Source organism: Desulforhabdus amnigena (assembly GCF_027925305.1).
In the GTDB taxonomy this organism is placed as follows: domain Bacteria; phylum Desulfobacterota; class Syntrophobacteria; order Syntrophobacterales; family Syntrophobacteraceae; genus Desulforhabdus; species Desulforhabdus amnigena.
This window is the reverse complement of sequence record NZ_BSDR01000001.1, coordinates 2,136,134-2,159,121: the sequence shown is the minus strand read 5'-3', so window position 1 is coordinate 2,159,121 and position 22,988 is coordinate 2,136,134. Positions and strand designations below refer to the sequence as shown.

At 51.8% G+C, this 22,988-nt stretch carries 12 protein-coding genes, 2 tRNA genes and 3 rRNA genes; 14 read left to right on the top strand and 3 right to left on the bottom strand.

What is annotated here, in order from left to right:
• Positions 1-255 precede the first annotated feature (255 nt).
• The 5 genes from QMG16_RS09235 (at position 256) to rrf (ending at position 5,384) form a co-directional block, all read left to right on the top strand.
• Positions 256-1,815 (top strand): 16S ribosomal RNA (locus QMG16_RS09235).
• Between the two features lie 54 nt (positions 1,816-1,869).
• A tRNA-Ile gene (locus tag QMG16_RS09230) sits at positions 1,870-1,948 on the top strand.
• A gap of 73 nt (positions 1,949-2,021) precedes the next feature.
• A tRNA-Ala gene (locus QMG16_RS09225) sits at positions 2,022-2,097 on the top strand.
• Between the two features lie 148 nt (positions 2,098-2,245).
• Positions 2,246-5,190, top strand: a 23S ribosomal RNA gene (locus QMG16_RS09220).
• A gap of 77 nt (positions 5,191-5,267) precedes the next feature.
• Positions 5,268-5,384 (top strand): 5S ribosomal RNA (gene rrf, locus QMG16_RS09215).
• The 16S, 23S and 5S rRNA genes sit together here with 2 tRNA genes alongside, the layout of an rRNA operon.
• Positions 5,385-5,729: 345 nt before the next feature.
• On the opposite strand, the gene QMG16_RS09210 is transcribed toward rrf, so the two are convergent.
• Positions 5,730-7,340 carry a hypothetical protein gene (locus QMG16_RS09210; protein WP_281793683.1) on the bottom strand — a complete coding sequence of 537 codons (1,611 nt, stop codon included), beginning with the start codon at positions 7,338-7,340 and terminating at the stop codon, positions 5,730-5,732.
• A gap of 323 nt (positions 7,341-7,663) precedes the next feature.
• Between QMG16_RS09210 and QMG16_RS09205 the strand changes: the two genes are divergently transcribed.
• Positions 7,664-8,707 carry a DUF933 domain-containing protein gene (locus QMG16_RS09205; protein WP_281793682.1) on the top strand — a complete coding sequence of 348 codons (1,044 nt, stop codon included), beginning with the start codon at positions 7,664-7,666 and terminating at the stop codon, positions 8,705-8,707.
• A 16-nt stretch (positions 8,708-8,723) separates the two neighbouring features.
• A complete protein-coding gene (locus QMG16_RS09200; protein WP_281793681.1) occupies positions 8,724-9,182 on the top strand; it encodes a metal-dependent hydrolase in 459 nt (152 codons plus the stop codon).
• 138 nt (positions 9,183-9,320) lie between these two features.
• On the opposite strand, the gene QMG16_RS09195 is transcribed toward QMG16_RS09200, so the two are convergent.
• A complete protein-coding gene (locus QMG16_RS09195) occupies positions 9,321-10,664 on the bottom strand; it encodes a sigma-54-dependent transcriptional regulator (protein ID WP_281793680.1) in 1,344 nt (447 codons plus the stop codon).
• Complete coding sequence (locus tag QMG16_RS09190) at positions 10,639-12,180, bottom strand: sensor histidine kinase (RefSeq protein ID WP_281793679.1); 1,542 nt, start codon at positions 12,178-12,180, stop codon at positions 10,639-10,641. Before QMG16_RS09190 ends, QMG16_RS09195 begins: the two co-directional genes overlap by 26 nt.
• Before the next feature lie 427 nt (positions 12,181-12,607).
• Here QMG16_RS09190 and QMG16_RS09185 point away from each other — a divergent pair, with 427 nt between their 5' ends.
• The 7 genes from QMG16_RS09185 (at position 12,608) to QMG16_RS09155 (ending at position 22,986) form a co-directional block, all read left to right on the top strand.
• Entirely contained in the window at positions 12,608-13,048 is a 441-nt protein-coding gene (locus tag QMG16_RS09185; RefSeq protein WP_281793678.1) for a universal stress protein, read from the top strand.
• A 4-nt stretch (positions 13,049-13,052) separates the two neighbouring features.
• The gene (locus QMG16_RS09180; protein WP_281793677.1) at positions 13,053-13,985 is read left to right on the top strand and encodes a sulfite exporter TauE/SafE family protein; all 933 of its coding nucleotides are present in this window, start codon (positions 13,053-13,055) and stop codon (positions 13,983-13,985) included.
• A gap of 3 nt (positions 13,986-13,988) precedes the next feature.
• Positions 13,989-14,777, top strand: coding sequence for a TIGR02186 family protein (locus QMG16_RS09175; protein ID WP_281793676.1), 789 nt, complete (start codon positions 13,989-13,991; stop codon positions 14,775-14,777).
• A 13-nt stretch (positions 14,778-14,790) separates the two neighbouring features.
• Positions 14,791-17,385 carry a PEP/pyruvate-binding domain-containing protein gene (locus QMG16_RS09170; protein ID WP_281793675.1) on the top strand — a complete coding sequence of 865 codons (2,595 nt, stop codon included), beginning with the start codon at positions 14,791-14,793 and terminating at the stop codon, positions 17,383-17,385.
• Complete coding sequence (locus tag QMG16_RS09165) at positions 17,369-17,779, top strand: response regulator (RefSeq protein WP_281793674.1); 411 nt, start codon at positions 17,369-17,371, stop codon at positions 17,777-17,779. The genes QMG16_RS09170 and QMG16_RS09165 overlap by 17 nt, the downstream gene beginning before the upstream one ends.
• A gap of 208 nt (positions 17,780-17,987) precedes the next feature.
• Positions 17,988-20,381, top strand: a complete 2,394-nt coding sequence (locus QMG16_RS09160; protein ID WP_281793673.1) for a PEP-utilizing enzyme — start codon at positions 17,988-17,990, stop codon at positions 20,379-20,381.
• A complete protein-coding gene (locus tag QMG16_RS09155; RefSeq protein ID WP_281793672.1) occupies positions 20,353-22,986 on the top strand; it encodes a PEP/pyruvate-binding domain-containing protein in 2,634 nt (877 codons plus the stop codon). The genes QMG16_RS09160 and QMG16_RS09155 overlap by 29 nt, the downstream gene beginning before the upstream one ends.
• Positions 22,987-22,988 lie beyond the last annotated feature (2 nt).

The following is a 22,988-nucleotide window of genomic DNA, read 5'->3' as shown; positions in this document are numbered from 1 at the left end:
AAGCGGCAAGGAAATCAGTAGAAAGGCACCTTCGCTTCGGGAAAGGGAGCGAGGGGGTTAAAGAGAGAGTGAAAAAAGTTCTTGACCGCTGAGGATGGAGATGTTAGAAAGTGCATCTCATCGAGAGTTGAGGGCGAGACAAAAGTTCTTGACGAAGTAAAAGGGATGTGATAATGTAACAATCCCTTGAGCGTAAGGCATCTGTTCTTTGGAAACTAAATAGCGAGAAGTGTTGGGTCTGAGAAATTGAGGAAATAACTGGAGAGTTTGATCCTGGCTCAGAATGAACGCTGGCGGCGTGCCTAACACATGCAAGTCGCACGAGAAAGTCTGCTTTCGGGCGGGCGAGTAAAGTGGCGCACGGGTGAGTAACGCGTAGGTAATCTACCCCTGGATTTGGGATAACAGTGCGAAAGCGCTGCTAATACCGGATACGACCTTTTCGCGGGAGCGGGAAGGTGAAAGTCGGCCTCTCGAAGAAGCTGATGTTCGGGGATGAGCCTGCGTCCTATCAGCTAGTTGGCAGGGTAAAGGCCTACCAAGGCGACGACGGGTAGCTGGTCTGAGAGGATGATCAGTCACACTGGCACTGGAACACGGGCCAGACTCCTACGGGAGGCAGCAGTGAGGAATTTTGCGCAATGGCCGCAAGGCTGACGCAGCAACGCCGCGTGGGTGATGAAGGCCTTCGGGTCGTAAAGCCCTGTCAGGTGGGAAGAACGATTGGGGGTCGAATAGGCCTTTGATGTGACGGTACCACCAGAGGAAGCACCGGCTAACTCCGTGCCAGCAGCCGCGGTAATACGGAGGGTGCGAGCGTTATTCGGAATTACTGGGCGTAAAGCGCGTGTAGGCGGCCTGGCAAGTCTGATGTGAAAGCCCCGGGCTTAACCTGGGAAGTGCATTGGAAACTGTCGGGCTTGAGTACTGGAGAGGATGGGGGAATTCCCGGTGTAGAGGTGAAATTCGTAGAGATCGGGAGGAATATCAGTGGCGAAGGCGCCCATCTGGACGGTAACTGACGCTGAGACGCGAAAGCGTGGGGAGCAAACAGGATTAGATACCCTGGTAGTCCACGCTGTAAACGATGAGCACTGGGTGTAGCGGGTACTCATTCCTGCTGTGCCGCAGCTAACGCGTTAAGTGCTCCGCCTGGGGATTACGGTCGCAAGACTAAAACTCAAAGGAATTGACGGGGGCCCGCACAAGCGGTGGAGTATGTGGTTTAATTCGACGCAACGCGAAGAACCTTACCTGGGCTTGACATCCCCGGCCCGCTCTGGAAACAGGGAATTCCCCTTCGGGGGACCGGGAGACAGGTGCTGCATGGCTGTCGTCAGCTCGTGTCGTGAGATGTTGGGTTAAGTCCCGCAACGAGCGCAACCCCTGCCTTTAGTTGCCATCATTGAGTTGGGCACTCTAAAGGGACTGCCGGTGTTAAACCGGAGGAAGGTGGGGATGACGTCAAGTCCTCATGGCCTTTATGTCCAGGGCTACACACGTACTACAATGGGCGGTACAAAGGGAAGCGAGCCCGCGAGGGGGAGCCAATCCCAAAAAGCCGTTCACAGTTCGGATTGGAGTCTGCAACTCGACTCCATGAAGTTGGAATCGCTAGTAATCGCGGATCAGCATGCCGCGGTGAATACGTTCCCGGGCCTTGTACACACCGCCCGTCACACCACGAAAGTCGGCTGTACCAGAAGTGCGTGGGCTAACCCTTCGGGGGGGCAGCGCACCAAGGTGTGGTCGGTAATTGGGGTGAAGTCGTAACAAGGTAGCCGTAGGGGAACCTGCGGCTGGATCACCTCCTTTCTAAGGAAAGAAAAAATCCGGCACGGACTCGCTATTTAGTTTTGAGGGAACAGGGGGCCTATAGCTCAGATGCGGTTAGAGCGCACGCCTGATAAGCGTGAGGTCGGAAGTTCAACTCTTCCTAGGCCCACCAGGGGGGTTGATGGCTGATAGCTCATAGCTGATGAGGGGTAGATGGGTCATGAGCTATGAACCATGAGCCGACTGGGGGTGTAGCTCAGCTGGGAGAGCGCCTGCCTTGCACGCAGGAGGTCATCGGTTCGATCCCGTTCACCTCCACCATTTGAGGTTTGAGTTTTGGATTGAGCCTTGAGAGGGTCAGTCCAGGATTCAGGGCTTGAAGTGGAGTTCTGAAGATCTTTGACAACTGAATAGGGGTTTTTTAGAAGAAGCAGAATCCTGGTTTGAACCAGTTGCCTTGAAAGGGGTTGGTCAAGCTAGGAAGGGCAAACGGTGGATGCCTAGGCGCTGAGAGGCGATGAAGGACGCGGTTAGCTGCGAAAAGCTTCGGGGAGTCGCTAAACAGGCATTGATCCGGAGATATCCGAATGGGGAAACCCGGTTGGCGTAATAGCCAATCATCCCGCAAGGGAGGCGAACCCGGAGAACTGAAACATCTCAGTACCCGGAGGAGAAGAAATCAAGAGAGATTCCGCAAGTAGCGGCGAGCGAACGCGGAGGAGCCCAAACCTTTGGCTTTCGAGCCGGAGGGGTTGTAGGGTCCCGATATAGGATGTGAGTGGATAGCAGAAGGACCTGGAAAGGTCTTCCATAGAGGGTGAGAGGCCCGTATGCGAAATTTTATTCACACCTTAGGGAACCCCTGAGTACCGCGGGGCACGTGGAACCCCGTGGGAAGCTGGGAGGACCATCTTCCAAGGCTAAATACTCCTCAGCGACCGATAGTGAACAAGTACCGTGAGGGAAAGGTGAAAAGCACCCCGGGAGGGGAGTGAAATAGTACCTGAAACCGTTTGCCTACAAGCAGTGGGAGGACGATGATTCTTCGGAATCTGTCTGACCGCGTGCCTTTTGCATAATGAGTCAGCGAGTTACTTTCTGTGGCAAGGTTAAGCCGCTAGGTGGAGCCGAAGCGAAAGCGAGTCCGAATAGGGCGATTGAGTTGCAGGGAGTAGACCCGAAACCAGGTGATCTATCCATGGCCAGGGTGAAGTCTCGGTAACACGAGATGGAGGCCCGAACCCACTAAGGTTGAAAACTTAGGGGATGAGCTGTGGATAGGAGTGAAAGGCTAATCAAACCTGGAAATAGCTGGTTCTCCCCGAAATGCATTGAGGTGCAGCCTCGAGGCGAGAATAACGGAGGTAGAGCACTGAATGGGCTAGGGGTCTTACCGGATTACCAAACCCAATCAAACTGCGAATGCCGTTATATCATCCTCGGGAGTGAGACTACGGGAGATAAGTTCCGTGGTCGAGAGGGAAAGAGCCCAGACCGTCAGCTAAGGTCCCGAAATGGATGCTAAGTGGGAAAGGATGTGGATACGCACAGACAACCAGGAGGTTGGCTTAGAAGCAGCCATCCTTTAAAGAAAGCGTAACAGCTCACTGGTCCAGTGTGCCTGCGCCGAAAATTTAACGGGGCTAAGCATTCTACCGAAGCTGCGGCAAGGTCTTCGGATCTTGGGTAGGGGAGCATTGCAGTGACCGTTGAAGGTGTACCGAGAGGAGCGCTGGAGGAGCTGCAAGAGATTATGCTGACATGAGTAACGATAAAGCGGGTGAGAATCCCGCTCGCCGTAAGCCTAAGGTTTCCTGGGTAAAGGTCGTCTGCCCAGGGTTAGTCGGTCCCTAAGCTGAGGCCGAAAGGCGTAGGTGATGGGAAACAGGTTAATAGTCCTGTACCACCGGGTTAGCGTTCGAGTGAAGGGGGGACGTAGAAGGGTAGGCCGGCCGGGTGATGGAAGTCCCGGTTCAAGCCAGTAGGCGGAGGTTCCAGGCAAATCCGGAGCCTTGGTAACGCCGAGAGGTGATGAGGAGGGCGAAAGCCCATAAACTGGTTGATCCCAGGCTACCAAGAAAAGCCTCTAGCGAGCTGACCAGGTGACCGTACCGCAAACCGACACAGGTAGGCGAGGAGAGAATCCTCAGGCGCGTGAGAGAACCCTGTTTAAGGAACTCGGCAAAATAACACCGTAACTTCGGGAGAAGGTGTGCCCTCATTAGGTGAAGAGACTGGCTCTTGGAGCCGAAGGGGGTTGCAGAGAAATGGCGGTAGCGACTGTTTACTAAAAACATAGGACTCTGCAAAGTCGCAAGACGACGTATAGGGTCTGACGCCTGCCCGGTGCTGGAAGGTTAAGGGGAGATGTCATCGCAAGAGAAGCGTTGAACCGAAGCCCCAGTAAACGGCGGCCGTAACTATAACGGTCCTAAGGTAGCGAAATTCCTTGTCGGGTAAGTTCCGACCTGCACGAATGGCGTAACGACTTCCGCACTGTCTCAAACAGGGACTCAGTGAAATTGCAGTCTCGGTGCAGATACCGAGTACCCGCGGCTAGACGGAAAGACCCCGTGCACCTTTACTATAGCTTGGCATTGGATTTTGGGCGTGTATGTGTAGGATAGGTGGGAGGCGGAGAAACGGGAGCGCCAGCTCTCGCGGAGCCAACCTTGAAATACCACCCTTATGCGTTTAGAGTTCTAACCCGGAAGAGTTATCCTCTTCGGGGACAGTGCCTGGTGGGTAGTTTGACTGGGGCGGTCGCCTCCCAAAGAGTAACGGAGGCGCGCGAAGGTTCCCTCAGGCTGATTGGAAACCAGCCGTAGAGTGTAAAGGCAGAAGGGAGCCTGACTGTGAGAGAGACATCTCGATCAGGGACGAAAGTCGGTCTTAGTGATCCGGCGGTTCCGCATGGAAGGGCCGTCGCTCAACGGATAAAAGGTACGCCGGGGATAACAGGCTGATAACCCCCAAGAGTTCACATCGACGGGGTTGTTTGGCACCTCGATGTCGGCTCATCGCATCCTGGGGCTGGAGCAGGTCCCAAGGGTTCGGCTGTTCGCCGATTAAAGCGGTACGTGAGCTGGGTTTAAAACGTCGTGAGACAGTTTGGTCCCTATCTACCGTGGGCGCAGGAATTTTGAGGGGATCTGTCCCTAGTACGAGAGGACCGGGATGGACGAACCACTGGTGTACCAGTTGTTCCGCCAGGGGCATAGCTGGGTAGCTAAGTTCGGAAGGGATAACCGCTGAAAGCATCTAAGCGGGAAGCCCACCCCAAGATGAGAGTTCCCCTCCGGGAGCGATCCCGGGCTGAAGGCCCCTCGTAGACTACGAGGTTGATAGGTCGGGTGTGTAAGCACAGCAATGTGTTGAGCTAACCGATACTAATTGGCCGTGCGGCTTGACCATCCTCAAGGCAACCGATTGAAACCAGGAAGAGCTTCTTAAATAAAACCCCTGTTCAGTTGTAAGCTTCCCCATATTGGGGCGGTGGCTAGAGCGAGGAGGATACACCCGTTCCCATCCCGAACACGGTCGTTAAGCTCCTCTGCGCCGATGGTACTGCGTGGGTGACTGCGTGGGAGAGTAGGGCGCTGCCGCCCCATCCCCTTTTTTACCCCTCCATTCCTTTCTCTTTTGCAAACCATGAGGATCAAGAGAAATACGAAGAAAAGCGCTGTGTTGTATGCATTTGTCTTCGTGCCCCTCTTGTCTTTAAAAATTATCTCAAAATTCATTCACACCGTCACTCTGGCGGAAGTCAGGGTCCAGCCCTCTCTGGACTGGGATTGCGGTTTTCATCGGAATGACGCTCAAGGGTATTCGGAGCTTTTTGAGATAGTTTCTCGGTCATTTTAATAAAATCGGTTAGTTATGAAAAAATACAGAAAATTGTTCTGCATTTTTTATCTCCTACTGACACCATTTACCTTTCCCAAAAAAAATCATCAGGCGACGGGCCGGACGAAGGGGATAATGACAATGGGTGGATGAGATGCCACGTTGAGTGTCAGTTTCCGGGCGTCTTCCAGGCTGGGAACGAATACGAAAAAATCCTTTTGAGGGATTTCTCCGAGAGAAAGGTCTCCGGGAAGGCGCCACTCCCGTTCATGCTTCCAGGAGCAGTGAAGCGGGTCGTTCCGCTGAAACCGGAACCTGTCGGAATCTCTCAGTCGATCGTAAATGTCGCTCTTTGCATAAATGGCGGGTCTGGCTCCCAGGGTTTTCAATAGCTTGCGGTCGATGGCCAGTCCATAGGGTTCAAAGGTCCAGCGGATGAGGGCGGGGTTCCACTGCCGAATGGTATTGAGTTCATGAGGGGGAGTGGAGGAAAAGGATATGGCGGCATCGCTTCCCCGCACCAGCCTGGAACTGCCTCGAAGGTGAGTATCACGCAGGATGTGAATCAATGTGTCGAGAGCGGTATGGCCTGCAAGGGGATCGTTTTGCAGCAGGCTCAAAAGATAATCCTGGTAATCTTGGTTGGGCCACGGCCCGGGGCACGGGCGGGTATAATGGAAGAGGTAGCTTTTCCAGGATATTTTTTCTCGTGCTTCAATGCCTGAAGGGCCTGGAAGGTGTCGGGCCTCATGCCCTGAGCCGTTCTGAACGGGTGGACCGACGGAAATACCGGAAGAGGTTTCGGTCGGCGGGATATCACGAGGGTCCGAAAGATGGTTCAAGGAAAAGCCCATGGACCATCGGGGGAATTTTTCCATCAAGAGAAAATTTCCTTCCGTCCGGCTCCTCCGGCGTTCCGGTTTCATAACCCACTGCATGCGAGGGCGGAGGGATTGCTGTTGTTCCAGTATCTTCCAAAGGTTTCCTTCGGATCGAATTTCCAGGACCCAGTGCAGGTCCGTAAGGAAGGCAAGGATCCGGTCCCGGCAGACCATGCGGTCCGCCCTGGAGCAGTTTGCGGCACGGGTGAGGCAGCTGATCATAAGATACGGAGACGATGGATCCGGCAGTCGAACAGACTCTCTGGACGCCCCCGGGTCTTCGATGGCGAAGGGAAGTACCAGGAACAAAGGGGACCTTGAATGCTGTGCATATACTGTCACCAGATCATAGGTTTTTGTTCCCAGGCTGCTTGCAAGTCCCATCCCAAGGGAACGCGTGCTGGACAGTAAAGATCGCAGGGCGACGACCCAGTCTTCATCAGGTTGAATGAGCTTGCTTTTTCTGGAATTGAAAATGCCTGCCCAGAGCTGATCTGCCGTGAGAGTACCTTTTCCGAAAAGGAGGCGGGGGCAGGCAAAGCCTATCCCGGACGAAGGCGGGTTCTGGTTCAACCCGGCAGCCCAAATCCCCTGAGCGCGAAACGCATCGGCCCGCCTGCGTGCGCGGTCGAATTGCCTGGAATGAAGTGAAATTTTTGGATAGTTTTCTTCAATCCACGCTGCAAGGTCCTTTTCCGTTGTAAGCCCGCTATTCAGCCACTGATCCAGAATCTGGTGAAATGTGGGTCCCTTCCGTTTTCCCTTCATTTCAAGACATGCGTTGAGGATGAAAAGCGACCGGCAGACCTCATCGGAGAGAGGGTGCAGTCGCCTCATGGACGGAGGACCTTTTGGCAGAGGCAAATGTTCGATGGGAGGAATGATTGACGTTTTCACCTGCTTTGAGTATGTTCCTGCATCGTTGATCCGTCTGGTGAAAGGGTATCTGTTTGGAGCCATTGGATATTACCATACAGAAAGATGGGATGGATATCCATCGGGTTTTTTGCATACAGCAGTTTTGTTGTTTCGATCAGCCTTTCTGTCCCGTGAAAGCGGTGCCTCGGGAGTTGCAAAGGTCCGATCTGCCAGTCCGAAGGGAGATCCATAAGCGGTTCAGTCAATATCCGAAATAACTTCATTGAATCAGGGAGTTGAACATGAAACTTGGAATCATTGGGCTGGGAAAATCCGGCAAAACCACCATTTTCAATGCGCTCACCCGACGAACCGGGGAATCTGTGCCTCCTGGGGGCCAGGTGGTGCCGGTACTGGGAGTGGTTCCCGTTCCCGACCCAAGAGTGGACTGGTTGAGTGAACTCTATAAACCCAAGAAGACGACTTACGCCCAGGTCACCTACATGGACCTGCAGGGTATGGCCGGGGGAATCGATAACAAGCAGGAATACATGGCACTCCTTCTCAATCACATGCGTCCCATGGACGCCTTCCTCATGGTGGTGCGGAATTTTTCGGACCCCAGCATGGATCCTCCCAGTGTGGAAAAAGATTTCAGGGAACTGGAGGAAGAGTTCATCATCGCCGACTTGGCCACCATCGAGAGGCGACTGGAAAAGATTGAAATGGAGCAGAAGCGGGGAAAGAAAATCCCTGCCACCGAGAAAGAACTGCTCGATGCCTGTGCGGAACTCCTGAATGCAGAAATCCCTCTCAGAACGAAACCCGAACTGGCCAATGCTCCGGAACTGAGGGGATTTACGTTCCTTTCGTCTAAACCCCTGCTGGTGATCGTCAATAATTCTGACGACGATGAAATGCTGCCGGATATTTCCAGTAGTTCAGCGGATTTCATGGTGGTTCGCGGAAAACTTGAAATGGAAATGGCACAGCTTCCCGAAGAAGAAGCCCGTGCCTTTCAACAAGATTTCGGGATCGTCGAATCCGCTGTGGATCGAGTCATTCAGCATTCTTTTTCCCTGCTTCGGCTGGCGACTTTCTTTACTGTCGGGGATGATGAAGTGAAGGCCTGGACTATCACCAGGAATCTACCCGCCCAGGAATCCGCCGGTGTGATTCATTCGGATATTCAGAGAGGCTTCATTCGAGCGGAAGTTGTGGCTTACGAAGACCTGCGCAGTGCGGGCGATTATGCGGCGGCCCGCAAACAGGGACTCGTGCGCCTGGAGGGCAAGACCTATCCCGTTCAGGATGGAGATATCATCCATTTTCGCTTCAATGTTTGATCGGGGAGGGACATCTTTGAAATGGCGTAACCATGCCATCATGGCAGCTTCCATTGCTGTCATGATGCAGCTCTACCCGGCCGAGATCCTCTATTGTGCGTCATTTGCCGGATTGCCCGATCAACTGGAATCAATAGGCAGAGTGCGTATCCTGGCCCATCGAACCTGGACCCACGAAGTATTCGTCTGGCTGGTGCCTTTGCTCGTTTTCTACGCTTTCCCGAACGTCCTGGCAAGCGTCCCCCGGCTCTTCTCCATCCCGGTAGAGCCAAACTTTCAGAGATTTTTCATGATTCGAACCTGGGTGCTCTTTCTACCCGGACTGCTTCATCTTGCCGGGGATATCCTCACCCCGATGGGGATTCGTGTGGCGACGCGCAAAGTGAGTTTAGGGCTTTTCACTACGGGAAGTTTTCTGGAATATCTGGTTGCAGGCCTTTTTGTGATCGCGGCTCTTTTTTTCCGTATGGGTTAGGCGCGGCGAACTACAATCGTTAGACTGCAAAATTGTGGTCCTTTCAAATCTCAATCCGAATAAATTGCGACTACCGTACCACAATCCTCTTTGTTTACGAATATGAAACAGAGTTTGGAATTCTCACCAAAGGTTTTTTTATTGAAGTTTATATTCTTTCATTTTTCTCCAGAGTGTGGTTCGCGGGATGTTCAGGATCTGGGCCGTAAGGCTTTTGTTATAGCCGGTCTTTTCAAGGACCTTGGCTATATACCGTCTTTCTATCTCATCCAGTGACTGGAGTCCTTCTCCTTCAATGGTATCGAACTCGAGTTGTTGCAGATCCTGGGGGAGGTCCTGAGGCCTGATGTGGTCGCTATCGGTAAGCGCCACAGCGCGCTCGATGATATTTTCGAGCTCCCTTACATTGCCGGGATAACTGTAGTTCATGAGGATTTGCAGCGCCTGACTCTGAATGTCCACAACGGACTTACGGAAAGCCAGGCTGTACTTTTTGAGAAAATGTTTCACCAGGAGTGGAATATCCTCTTTCCTCTCGTTGAGTTGCGGCAAATGTATGGTGACAACATTAAGACGGAAAAACAAATCCTCCCTGAAGTTCCCCAGTGCCACCTCGTGTTTCAAATCTCGGTTCGTGGCGGCAATGATGCGAAGATTCAGATCAATGGGCCGTGTCCCGCCTACGCGCAAAATGCGCTTTTCCTGGATGACATGAAGCAGCCTGACTTGCATGGAAAATGGCATTTCGCCGACTTCATCCAAGAAAACCGTTCCTCCCGATCCGGATTCGAGAAGCCCGACCTTGCTGGCCGTGGCACCAGTGAAGGCACCCTTTTCATAGCCGAACAATTCACTGCTTATGAGTTCTTCCGTAAATCCGCCGCAGTTGAATGATACGAAAGGGCTGGCATTTCTGGGGCTCAACTGGTGGATGGCTCTGGCCACAAGAGCCTTGCCCGTTCCACTCGCCCCCAGGAGCAGAATATTACAGTCGACCGGAGCGACTTTGTGAATCATTGAAAAAAGGTTTTGAATGGGTAGACTCGTACCGATAATAGCATTGAGGCTTTCCCCGCCCTTCAGCGCTTCGCGCAAACGCTGATTCTCCTCCCGCATGCTGATTTTCTCAATCGCACCTTTGGCGAGGGCACGCACTTCATTGAGTTTGAGGGGTTTTGTGGTGTAATAGTAAGCTCCCTCCTTGATGGCCTGGATAGCACCGTCAATGGAGCCGTAGCCGGTAATGATGATGACCTCGGTTTCGTTTTTTATCGCCTTGGTTCGCGACAAGACCTCCATGCCATCCAAATCCGGAAGCCTCAGGTCTGAGAAGACCACATCGAAGGGATTCTGCGACATGCTTTCCAGAAAGGATCGCCCCGTGGTGAATGCCTCGACCTCATGGCCATCCTTGGAGAGAGCCTGGCTCAACCTGCGACACACGATGATTTCATCGTCAACAATTGCAATGCGTACCTGCATTTTCCTTCATCTCTTCCATTCTTTTTTCCATCGGTGGTTGCCCTGGGCTGGATTTGGGGAGAAAGACTGAAAAAACCGTTCCCCTGCCGGGTTCGCTTTTTACCTCGATGCGCCCTCCATGCCGTTTCACGATGGAATAAGCGACGGCAAGACCAAGACCTGTTCCCCGGCCCACTTCCTTGGTAGTGAAAAATGGCTCGAAAATGTGCTCCAGAGTTTCCGGTTCAATTCCCTCTCCCTCATCCTGCACGTCAATACGCACAAAGTCAGGCAGATCGTCCACAGCGCTCACAGTGATTTTTCCACCATTGGGCATGGCCTGTATAGCATTTAAAAGAAGATTCATAAATATCTGCTGGAGGTTTCTGAGGTTTCCATTCACCGGAGCCGGTTGATCCGGAATCCTGGTTTCCAGTTTTATGCCGGCGAGCATGATCTGGTTTCTCAGCAAATTTACCGTGCTTTGAATGATCTCCATAGGGCTCAGGCTTGAAAATGCCGGCCGCTCCGTTCGTGAAAAATCCAGAAGATTTCTCACAATTTCACCTGCCCGTTCAGCCTGAACGAGTATATCGGAGATCATTTCCTTCCCTTCGGTTTCCATGGTTTCCGCATAATCGTCCATGAGGGTTTCCGCGGTCAGATAGATGTTATTGATGGGATTGTTGAGTTCATGAGCGATCCCTGCGGTAAAAGTTCCCAGGGCGGCGATTTTTCTTGCCTGGAGGAGATCTTCCTGGTTCACCTCGAGTTCCTGAGCCATCCGGTTGAAGGCCCCGATGACTCCCGACATCTCGTCGGTGTGCAACCCTTCATATATAATGGGACTGTAGTCGCCTCTGGCCATCCTCTGGATCGTGCCCTGCATCACCTTGAGTGGTCTCAACAAGCCCAGTGAAATCAGTTTGATGATGAAAAGCATGAGAGTGACAAATACCCCCAGAAATGCGAAAGGAACCACAGATGTCTGCATGATGGCCTTATGAATCCTTTCGCGCTTGGTTTTGAGCAGGTGTTCTGCGGAGTCGACGAGAGTCTTTCCCTGTAAACGTATTTCCTCACGGTGCGCAATCGTCTTGTCGTTCTCCTCAAAGGTCCTCAGCGAGTGGTCGTATGTACTCAGAGTTTTCTGAAACGACTGAAAGGCCCTCTGATCGCTTACCTTCATAATGTCTTCCGAAAGTTCCCTAGTCAATGCATCGATTATCTTGAGGTAGTCGAGCCCTTCGCGAAGGCTTCCCAGATCGCCGTAGAAAAGATAGTTCTTTTCAAATCTCCGGAGTTCAAGAATGTTGTTCAGAAGGTCGTCGTATCTCTCGCCCAGCAGGAGTCTCTCTTTGACCGTCGAAAGACTCCAGAAATGAAGGACGGAAAGGATACAGACGGAGAGGAATGTCGCAGCAAAGACAATGAATATTTGCCCTTTGATGGAACGCATGATGGAACGGGAAGCCAATTGCAGCCTGGGTTTGGCCCAGCCGAAAAAACGATGGAATAGTAAACTATTTGAATTCATTGTAATCCCTCGATTTGCAGATTGAAAAACAACTGCTCTCTCCTTGACTCAATGCCACTCCAGTGCTTCTCAAATCTTTCCTGCGTCCCCTTGAAAACAGTATAGCAACCTCGAAAATTTGAGTCGAGAGAAGTGCATCCGTCCATATATGTGATCAACCTTTTCCTCGCTTTCCACGAAGGAAAGCAAAGAATATTCCACGCCTCAAGAGCTTGAAAAGCTTCATCGGTCTTGAAGCATCTTTCTTATACTGTTTCAATTTGAAATAGCATTCACTCCAAGGATAGACCTACTTTTCAGATTGAAACATCTACTACTCTCCCTTTGCGATCCAAGGCAGTCTACTAAACTCTACATTCAATAATATCGAAAATTTATACCCGTGGCATCCTTGTTGCTCTAAGCCGGTTACTCAGAAAGGAGACGCATGGAACGGATTCTCGTAAGCATGAGCGCACTCCATGGCGCATGGGAAGCATGGTCGAGAGCCATATCGTTGGCCAAGAGGATTGATGCCAGAGTGTATACGCTTCTGGTGTCGCCTCGCATTGTAAAAGGGGCGAACGTCCATGCGCAAAGGAGCAAGGCATCCATTGTCAGAAATCGTCTGGAGCTGCTGATTGAAGCGGCAAAATTGGAAGGAATTCAAATTGATTTCTTCATTTCGGAGGGGAATTACGATGAGGAGGTGATTCGATTTGTTGAGCTCAACAAGATAACGCTGCTGGTAGTGGAACATTCGGAAATGGATATGCGCCATACAGACCCGGAGTTTTCATATATCCAGAAGATTCGACACCGAATCAAGTGCCGGGTGGAAATGGTAACTCCTCGCAAAATCAAAGAACTCAAGGAAAGAGAAGGGTAAATGCATGGGTATTCCAGTACATCTTTATTTGCCAATTGCCGGAAATAGCGTCAACATGTTTGCCATCCTGGGGCTGGGAGGGGTGGTTGGACTTCTGTCAGGTATTTTTGGAGTAGGGGGCGGGTTTCTCATGACGCCTCTGCTCATCATGATGGGGATCCCTCCGACGGTGGCGGCCGCCTCCGATTCCAACCAGATTGTCGGTGCTTCCACTTCAGGGACTCTTGCTCACTTCCGCCTCGGCAACGTTGATTTCAAGATGGGCTTACTCCTTCTTTTGGGGGGCGTTGCCGGAGGAACATTCGGAGTTCAAATCATCAAGATGCTCCGTCAACTGGGAAATGCCGACTTCCTCATAAACGTTACCTATGTGCTCATGCTGGGAATCATCGGAGGCTACATGTTTGTGGAGAGCCTTCAGTCGATGCGCAAAAAACTGGAACAGAATGAAAGGCCTGTGCACAAAGAATCGACCTACGCCAGGTTCATCAACCTCCTGCCCTGGCAAATGGACTTCAAACGTTCCGGGGTAAGATTGTCCGTATTGATGCCCCTGGTTTTGGGAATTCTGGTCGGTATTCTGGCTGCGATCATGGGAGTGGGGGGCGGCTTCATCATGGTACCGATCATGGTTTATCTTTTGAGAATGCCGATGCATGTCGTTGTAGGTACGAGTCTTTTTCAAATTCTCTTCACCTGTATGAACGTCACCATCATGCAATCCTGGGAAAACCATACAGTTGATTTTGTTCTGGCTCTTCTTTTGCTCATCGGATCTTCGCTCGGAGCACAGATCGGAGCGAAGATCGGCAGGAAGCTCAACGGCGAGCACCTCAAGATATTGCTCGCATCCTTGGTGCTGGTCGTAATGGTGAAAATGCTTTATGGACTCTTGGCTACTCCATCTGTGCTGTTGGCCTATATAGGAGGACACTGATCGATGAAACGCGCATACCTGTTTGTCAATATTGTTGCAGCAATGATCCTGCTGGTTTGTTCGTTCGTATTCGCCGCAGAACAACAGGTTGATGTGAATGTTCAGCCGAACAACATAAAAATCGATGCTCTCTATAATGGCACCAGCCTCACCGTTATGGGAAACATTCCGGCAGAAAGTGATGTGATTGCCCGCTTCATAGGAACTCCATCCGATCTTCACATGAAGGAGAAAGGAAAAGTTTTTGGGTTGCTGTGGATGAATCTCGATTCCCTCACATTTAAGAATGTTCCCAATGTATGCATTGTCTGCACTCCAAAAGATATGACAGATCCGGTGTCGCCCGGGAATTCCGAGCTGGAACGACTCCAGTTGGCGGGTTTGAAAAATGATGTAAAGGTGGAGTCGGCTGCAGGCGTTCCTCTGAAGGACGATGGCAACAATGTGGAAGAACTCCTGAAGCTCAAAAAGCAGGAGGGACTGTATAGGGACTTGAAGCAAGAGATCTTCTACGGCCCTGTTTCCAATGGAATGAAAGCTTTCAAAACCGAGATTCCGATTCCCTCTCGTCTTTCTCCCGGGAAATATACGGTGGAAGTTGCTGCCGTCGATAATGGGGAGATCTTGGGGCGTGCTGTCGAGTCCGTAAATGTCGAGCTTGTAGGATTTCCGGCGTTTCTCTCCCATCTGGCCTTTGGCAGTGGCGCGATTTACGGGGTTTTAGCGACTATCATTGCTATACTGGGCGGCCTGGCCATCGGAATGGTCTTCCAGAGCAAGGGTGCGCATTAAGGGGTAGGACGGCGTGGATGTTATAGCGAATCTAAAGAGCATATTCTCCTTCTTTCATCCATCGAAGCCTCCGGTTCCCTTCACGGTGCTCTTCAAAAAATTCAGAAGCATTCTGGAGAGAAACAACCGAATCCTCGAGTTGATGGCGGATATGGGAGACAAACTTGGAGGAGAATATATTTTCGACCGTCAGTACATTTTTGAGGCGTGCGAACAGCTCAATGATTTTGTTTTTAAAATGATTTCAGATCTCTGCATTCTCAATCAACAGGAGAATGTGGACCTTTTCATTGCTTTTGAACGCATCCAGCACGAAATACAAGAAGAACTGGCCGGAAGGCATGCGTTTCCCATCACCAAACAGACAATTCTTCTTGAAGATCTGGATGCCGATTCAATTGATCTGGTGGGCAACAAATTTGCCGGCTTGGGATACATAAGGAATATTCTAGGACTGCAGACCCCCGATGGTTTTGTGGTCACAACGAAGGCTTTTTTTGACTTCATGGAACACAACGGCATCACCGGGTATATCGAGACAGCTCTGTCTCAATGGGATCAAAACGATGAAAAGCGCTTTGAAAGCATTTGTACCAATGTCCGCGAACGTATCTTGAAAGGGGAGGTGCCGCGGGTTCTGGCTTCCCATATAGCCGCCATGGTTGATATCATGGCGGTGAAGTACCCGACAACCGATCTCATGTTTGCTGTCAGGAGCAGTTGCTGGGGTGAAGATGGAGAATACAGTTTTGCCGGCCAGTATGAAAGCGTGCTCAATGTTCCCAGAAGCTCCATCCTTGAAGCCTATAAAAAGGTACTGGCCAGCGTTTACTCTTCGGAAGCCTGGCGCTACCGGCTACACCGGGGGTACAGGGAACACGAAATGGCCATGGCTGTCGGATGTCAATTGATGGTCGACGCCGAAGTCAGTGGGGCCATGTATACTTATGCCCCCATCGCGGCAGAAAAGGAACAGATGGTCATCAGCGCGGCGTGGGGATTGGGGCCGACGGTGGTTTCGGGCCTTGCCGAATCGGATACGATCATGATCGACCGCACTCCCCCCTACACAGCCTACTCCACTGAAGTCGGATTCAAAGAGATGAAGCTCGTCCCAAAAGTATCCGGTGGCCTGGAATGGATCGAGGTCCCGGAAAAGCTTCGAAATCAACCCTGCCTGAACTCCGACCAGATTGAAAAGCTTGCGCAGACGGCTCTCATCATAGAGCGCTACAAGAAACGCCCTCAGGATGTGGAATGGGCTTTTAACAAGGACGGGAAACTTTTTATACTTCAAGCCAGACCACTCAACATTCGTCCCAAAGAACCGGAAAAAATGCCCAGGGTTATTGAGGGAACCCATTCCGATCAGGTCATTTTTTCGGGTAAAGGAGTGGTCGTTCAGCATGGGATTGCCATGGGAAAAGTCTATGTGGTGAAAAAGGATGAGGACCTCAATGACTTTCCCTATGGTTCCATTCTGGTCAGCCATTATACGTCCCCCAGGTACTCCCGGATCATGCAAAAGGCGCACGGAATCATTACGGACATAGGTTCGGCTACGGGGCACATGTCGACCCTCGCGCGCGAATACAGGGTGCCGACTCTCGTGGATACGGGCATAGCCACGAAATCTCTCGCAACGGGTGATGAGATCACCCTGGATACGACCCAGAACACGGTGTACCGTGGGATCATCAAGGAACTCAGCCGCTTCGAACTGACAGGTGAGGATGTTTTCGAGGATTCTTATGAATACCGCCTTTTGCGAAGGCTTCTCAAAAAGATCAATCCCCTCAATTTGATCGATCCGCACAGTGAGGATTTCAAGGCCTCTCGATGCCGGACTTACCATGACATCACAAGATATATCCACGAAGTGGCAGTAGAAAGATTGATCGATCTGAGCGAGAAGTATTACAAGTACCACAACACGACGCCCAAACGGCTTGAGTCGAATATTCCTCTCGGTCTTGTTATCATTGATATTGAAAAAGGGACTCGTCTTCCTCCGGAAGCCAAATCTGCCACCATGGAAGATATCTTGTCCGTCCCCATGGCGGCACTGCTTCAGGGACTTTCCGAATCCGGAATGTGGGCGACCAACCCGGTTTCCGTCGACCTGGGAAGTTTCATGTCGAGTTTTACGAGAACCTGTAGTGCGTCTTTGGCCGGCCCGGGCCAGATAGGCCGGAATCTGGCGGTGATATCGAAAGAATACATGAACCTGAGCCTGAAACTCGGATATCATTACAATCTTCTCGACGCCTACATCGGCGATATTGTTAACGATAATTATATCTATTTCAGGTTCCTTGGCGGGGTGACGGACTTCCTCCGTCGTTCCCGCCGTGCGAAATTTATCGCTGATGTGCTCGAGAAATTCGATTTCCGCGTGGAAGTTCATGGGGATCTTGTTGTGGCAAAGATCAAGAAGAGCTCCAAAGAAAGAATGGTCGGAAAGATGAAAATCCTGGGCGGACTGATAGGTTATACGAGGCAACTGGACGTACGCCTGACCAATGACCAGCAGGTTACCCGGTTTGTCGCAGATTTCGTTCAGCAGATCAAAGAGAGGACGGAGGTCTCAGATGAACGATTCTCTTGAGAACACGAACAGGGATGCAAAGCTGCAAATCCTGATTCTGGATGATGAGGCAATAGTCTGCAAACGGCTGAAACCCGCCTTTCAGAAGGCGGGTTATGACGTTGAAACCTTCACTGACAGTGCATCTGCAATGTCCAGGGTGAACGAAAAGAAATTCGACATCGTCATCACGGATTTGAAGATGGAGGGTGAAGATGGAATGCGTTTTCTGTCGCGCATCAAAGAAACGGCTCCTGATACCGGAGTCATCGTCATCACCGGTTTTGCCACCCCGGAAAGCGCCAAGGAGTCGTTTCACAAAGGGGCGTTCGATTTCGTGGCAAAGCCTTTCAGATTGAGCGATATCATAGATACGGTGAGGCGGCTGGAAAAACAAATCCGATCAAAAGATTAGGATTCACTCATATTTCTTGAGGAATTTTCAAGCGATATGTTGCTGTGGACTTCACGGGAGAGATTGAAACCTCATGCGTATGCCATTTTCCCGGTTCAGGCGAGCTCGGCACACTCCTTTGAATGGGCCGGAAAGGATACGGTCCATTTTTTCCAAGTTTAAACGGATACAAAAGCTCAATACGAACATCCTTGAGCGGATAGCCGAGATGGACCGTGCATTGGGAGGGGAATATATCTTTGACCGTGCCTTTCTGGAAAGTTCTGTGCATGAATTGAGCGACGCCGTTTATCAGGTGGTCTACAGCCTCAACGCCCTCTCGCAAAATGAATATCCCCGGCTTTTCGATCGATTTCAGACAGTCAAGGACATCCTGGACGACATTCTCCGCGGTGGAGCTGGCCCGTTTGCATCCAGCCTCGTCCTGGCGTATCCGGTTCTTGGTTGGGAAATGGAACCCCTCGTGGGCATGTTCAATATCTGCCTGGCGGAAGCTCGACATCGATATGAACTTTGCGCACCCGATGGTTTTGCTGTAACGGCAGCGGGTTGCAGGCTCTTTTTTGAAGAGAACGGTTTCTTGAAAGAAGCGTCATACGGGAGCGATCCGAATGCGGTCAAGGAGACTTTTTCCAGGGCTCGAATTCCAACCGAACTGGAAAATGCCATTCAGAGTGAGACTCAGGCCCTCTTGGAGCGTTGCGGTAGCGGGATTCGCCTCTCCGTTCGGGTCTGCCCTGCGGGAGGCCTTGATATGGGGCAACATCCCCTGGTGGGCATTCACAATGTCTCTCCGAGGGATATCCTTGATGCCTGCAAGCTTGAACTTGCAGAGTATGCAAGCCGTTTGACCGAATGGAATGAATCCCGTGTGGCAGTGGCTCTGGGTATCCACGAGACCGTGCCCGTAAGTTTCACGGGAAAGGTTTCGACTGTTTCCGAGACGGTTTCAACCGTAAAAACACTATGGATCACCGCAGCTCCTGAGGACCACCCGGAAGAAATTGAAAATTACTGGGTGAGTCGTTCCTTTCCCTACAATCTGCTTCAATCGGATGTCCTTCCCAAGGCTTCTGGAGAAAATTCCCAGGACCGGGCAAAAGACCCGTCTTCGTTTCAAGGTATCCCTTACCGTGGATCGGCATGGATGGAACCATCATTTCTCCAATCGATTGCACTGTCCGCCACTACCATTGAGCGCATGCTCGGTTTTCCCTTCGAATTGCGCTGGGGTAAGAGCGAATCCGAAAATCCTGTTATTTTGGATATATACCCGATGTGCCAGATGGAGGAAGAGTCGCACTTTCCTGAAGATCTGACGGATATCCTTCGACATGCGGATTTACTCCTGCAGGGAGGAGAGACGGCGCAGGCGGGTATCGCTTACGGCCGAGTCGTTCATGTGTCCGAAATCGATTCGGAAGAAGATATCCCTTACGGCGCTATCGCAGTGACGCGTAAGGCAAGTCCACAGTTCAGCTCTTTGCTGCGCCGCGTATCCGCTCTCATCACTGAAATCGGCACTCCGGGGGGACACCTGGCCACAATAGCCAGAGAAATGCGTGTTCCGGCAATTTTTGGAGCAACGGATGCACTCAAAATCCTCCGCACAGGATGGGAAGTGACTGTGGATGCAGGGGAGCGATCCGTCTACAAAGGGAGAATAGAACCCCTTCTTTCCTACCGTTCTTCCGGCGCCGAACTCTGTCCGACGGACCCCGAATACGTAGTTTTGCGAGGCTTGCTGCGCTGGATTATGCCTTTGAACCTCATTGACCCTGAATCGCAGGAATTTTCCATCGAGAACTGCCGAACCTACCACGATATCATCCATTTTGCCCATGAACGTTCCATAGAAGAATTGATTCACGTTCAGAGCCGTAAGGATCTGATGGGGAACTTGCCCTCCCGCCGATTGGAACTCGATATCCCAATGGAAATTCATGTCCTCCAGGTGGATGGGGAAACTTCGTTGAAAGCCCCGGACGCAGTACGAATGGAGGAAGTGACCAGCGAACCGCTTCTGGCTTTTCTCGAGGGATTGAGTCAAAAAGATTTGTGGAACCAATCGGTCCTTTCCTTGAAGGTGAAGGATATCTTTTCAGGCATCGACAGGACTTATGCCGCAATTGCCGGTCCTCCGGAGCATATGGGAAGGAACCTGGCCATCATTGCCAGTGAATACATGAATCTTAGCCTTCACTTGGGTTATCATTCCAGCATTGTCGATACCTATCTGAGCGACAATCCCGGCAGGAATTATATCTATTTTCGATTTGTCGGCGGTTTTGCCGATGAAAGGCGCCGCGTGCGTAGAGTAAATCTCATCCAGGCCGTTCTGGAAAAAATGGGCTTTAAAATGGCCGTGAAGGGGGATCTCCTGGTCGCCAATCTCAGGATGACCTCGAAAGAAGAGTCTGTCAGCATTCTGGAGAGTCTGGGCGGGTTGACGGCTTTCACGCGGCAACTCGATGTCACGATGGTATCGGAAAACCGCGTGGAGGATTTGGTGCAGCTATTCCTTTCGAAAATGAGCCGGAGCAGTCAGTCTAACCAGGATGAGGAAACGGAACATGAAAAACTTCCTGAAGAAGATCCTTGAGGATTGGAAAGCCCGCAAACGGGCTCGAGCCGAAAAGGCCCTGGATGATTTGAGAATCAGCTATCACACCTTTCGAGTTTTGCTTGCCAACAATGACCGTTCTCTTGATCTACTCCTCAATATCGACCGGTTGCTGACCTCACCCGCCCCGTCTCGAACCGAATTATCTGAAAAGATCGAGGACCTGTTGAGTATCACTTACGAACTGGTGGATGGATTGAATCGTCTCACCGGCAATCGATATGCACGGCTCTATGAAAAGCATGATGCGCTTTCAACCGCCATCAGGCAATCCCTGCGTTCGATTTCAATCGGTTCGTCCAGGGCTGCCGGTTGCATATTCCTGGAAGACTTGACGCCGGACGACCAATCCATGGCAGGGGGGAAAGCTGCTTCTCTCGCTATCCTCAAGCAAGCCGGTCTCCCTGTTCCTGACGGCTTTGTCCTCAGTGCAAATGCCTGTAAGGAAATCCTCATGGCGAAACATCTAGATTCATTTATCAGGGAAAGACTTTCCGGACTCGAAGCAGATGCATCCCGAAAGACCTACACTGAAGGCGATGCAGAGGATATTCGCAAGCGAATCCTGCAGACCGAATTGCCCGAGAGTCTCTCTCTCGATATTCAAAAAGCGCTGGACCGTCTGAAGGAAGGCGGAGAGATTTGCTTGTCCGTTCGAAGCAGCGCTTTGGTTGAAGATCATCCGGAGCATACCTTTGCAGGCCAGTTCAAGACGGTTCTCAATGTGAACTCCTTCGAATCCGCGACAACGGCTTTGAAAGAAGTAGTGGCGAGCAACTTCAGTGTCCGCTCAACCATGTACCGCCTGAACGCGGGCCTCCCGTTGGCTGAATATGACATGGCCGTGTTATTTCAACGAATGGTTCCTGCGAGGGCGGCGGGAGTTTTGTTCACGGTGGATCCGACGTCTCCGGAAAGCAATCGAATGCTCATCAGCGCCGTTTCAGGTCTGGGAAGCCTGGCGGTAGGGGGGGATGCCCCCGCGGACATTTACAGGCCTCTGCGTGACGAGCCGGAACGGGAAGCCATGGATTCCTGGGCCACGATAGCTCAAAAGACGCGCCGAATAATTGCCCTGCCTCAAGGGGGAATCGCCGAGGAGGACGTTCCGGCCGCACAAAAGGACGCTCCATTGCTTTCCGAAGCGGAAATCTTCGCTCTTCTGGAGTATGGCCATGCCATCGAGAGCTTGAGCGGTTTACCGCAAGATATCGAATGGGCTATCAGTTCGGAGGGCAAGATTTCCATACTTCAGGCGAGACCCGCGCGCCTGGCTCACCATGACCGGCGAAGTGTGAATTTATCCAGGGGAAAAGTGCTTCTGGAAAGCGGGGTTTGCGCATCACCCGGGCGGTGTGTCGGCAAAGTAAAAGTCATACGCAACCTCAAAGATCTTGACGCATTGGCGGAGGATTTGTCCGGCCCGGTCGTCATGGTTTTGAAACAAAGCATGGTGGATGCAGCTCGATGGCTGCCGGACGTTGCCGGAGTGGTCGTTGATTTCGGAAATCCTGCAGATCATCTCTCGTGCGTAGCCCGTGAATACTCGAGACCCATGCTCACGGGAACGGGAAAGGCTACCGAAGCCCTTGAAGAGGGGCGGTGGATCATCCTGGAAGCTGATAAAACAAGGGTATTGGAGGCGCCGGAACGTGCCTGGGCGGAGGTGGTGGTAAGACAATCCACCCGGCACCGGAAAAAAAGCAGGCCGGCAGCCATCACTCGCTCGCCCGACCCCGTGTCGGCCCGGCTGAGGCAATGGATTGAGCCGCTCAACCTCACGGATGCTTACGGTCCCACATTTTCCATCGTGGAGTGCAAATCCCTGCACGATATCATTCGCTATTCTCATGAAATGGCTGTCATGGCCATGTTTTCGGCAGGGGACGAAGTTCTGGAGGATGCTTCGAGTGTCTTGCTGCGATTGGGCGAAGACGTCCCATTCCATTTTCATATCATCGATCTCGGCGGAGGAGTGGTTCCAGGATGCAACAGGAAAAAGATGACTCCAAACGATATTCTCTCAACTCCATTGCTTGCCCTCTGGAAGGGAATCACCACTTCCGGCCTGAGATGGAATGAACCCGCGCCGGTGGCGGCCGTTTCAAACCTCTTCGGCAGATCCCTGTTGGACGGCGCCGGTGCCCGCCCCGTGGGGTCCCAGAACTATGCGATGATCACCCGGGATTACTTGAACCTCAATACACGGCTAGACTACCATTTTGCTATGATCGACGCAGTCTGCGGCCTCAACTCTCGAGCCAATTACATTCGGTTTCGTTTCAAAGGAGGGGGGACCAGCGCCGTCCAGCGTCAAAGGCGTGCTCGCTTTATTGCCGAGGTACTGCAGTCCCTGGATTTCTTTACCGATCAGAGAGAAGACCTAGTGACAGCTTCGATTGTGGAAGTCTGCCTCGAAGTGATCCAGGATAGGCTGACCACCTTAGGGCAGCTTTTGGGGTTCAGCAGGCTGATGGATGCGGCCATGCTCAATGAGAGTCTACCGCACAAAGTTGCGCAGGCTTTTCTCGCCGGCGATTATCGTCTGGAAAGCCTTAAAGATGAGCTGGCGTTATCTTCGTGACG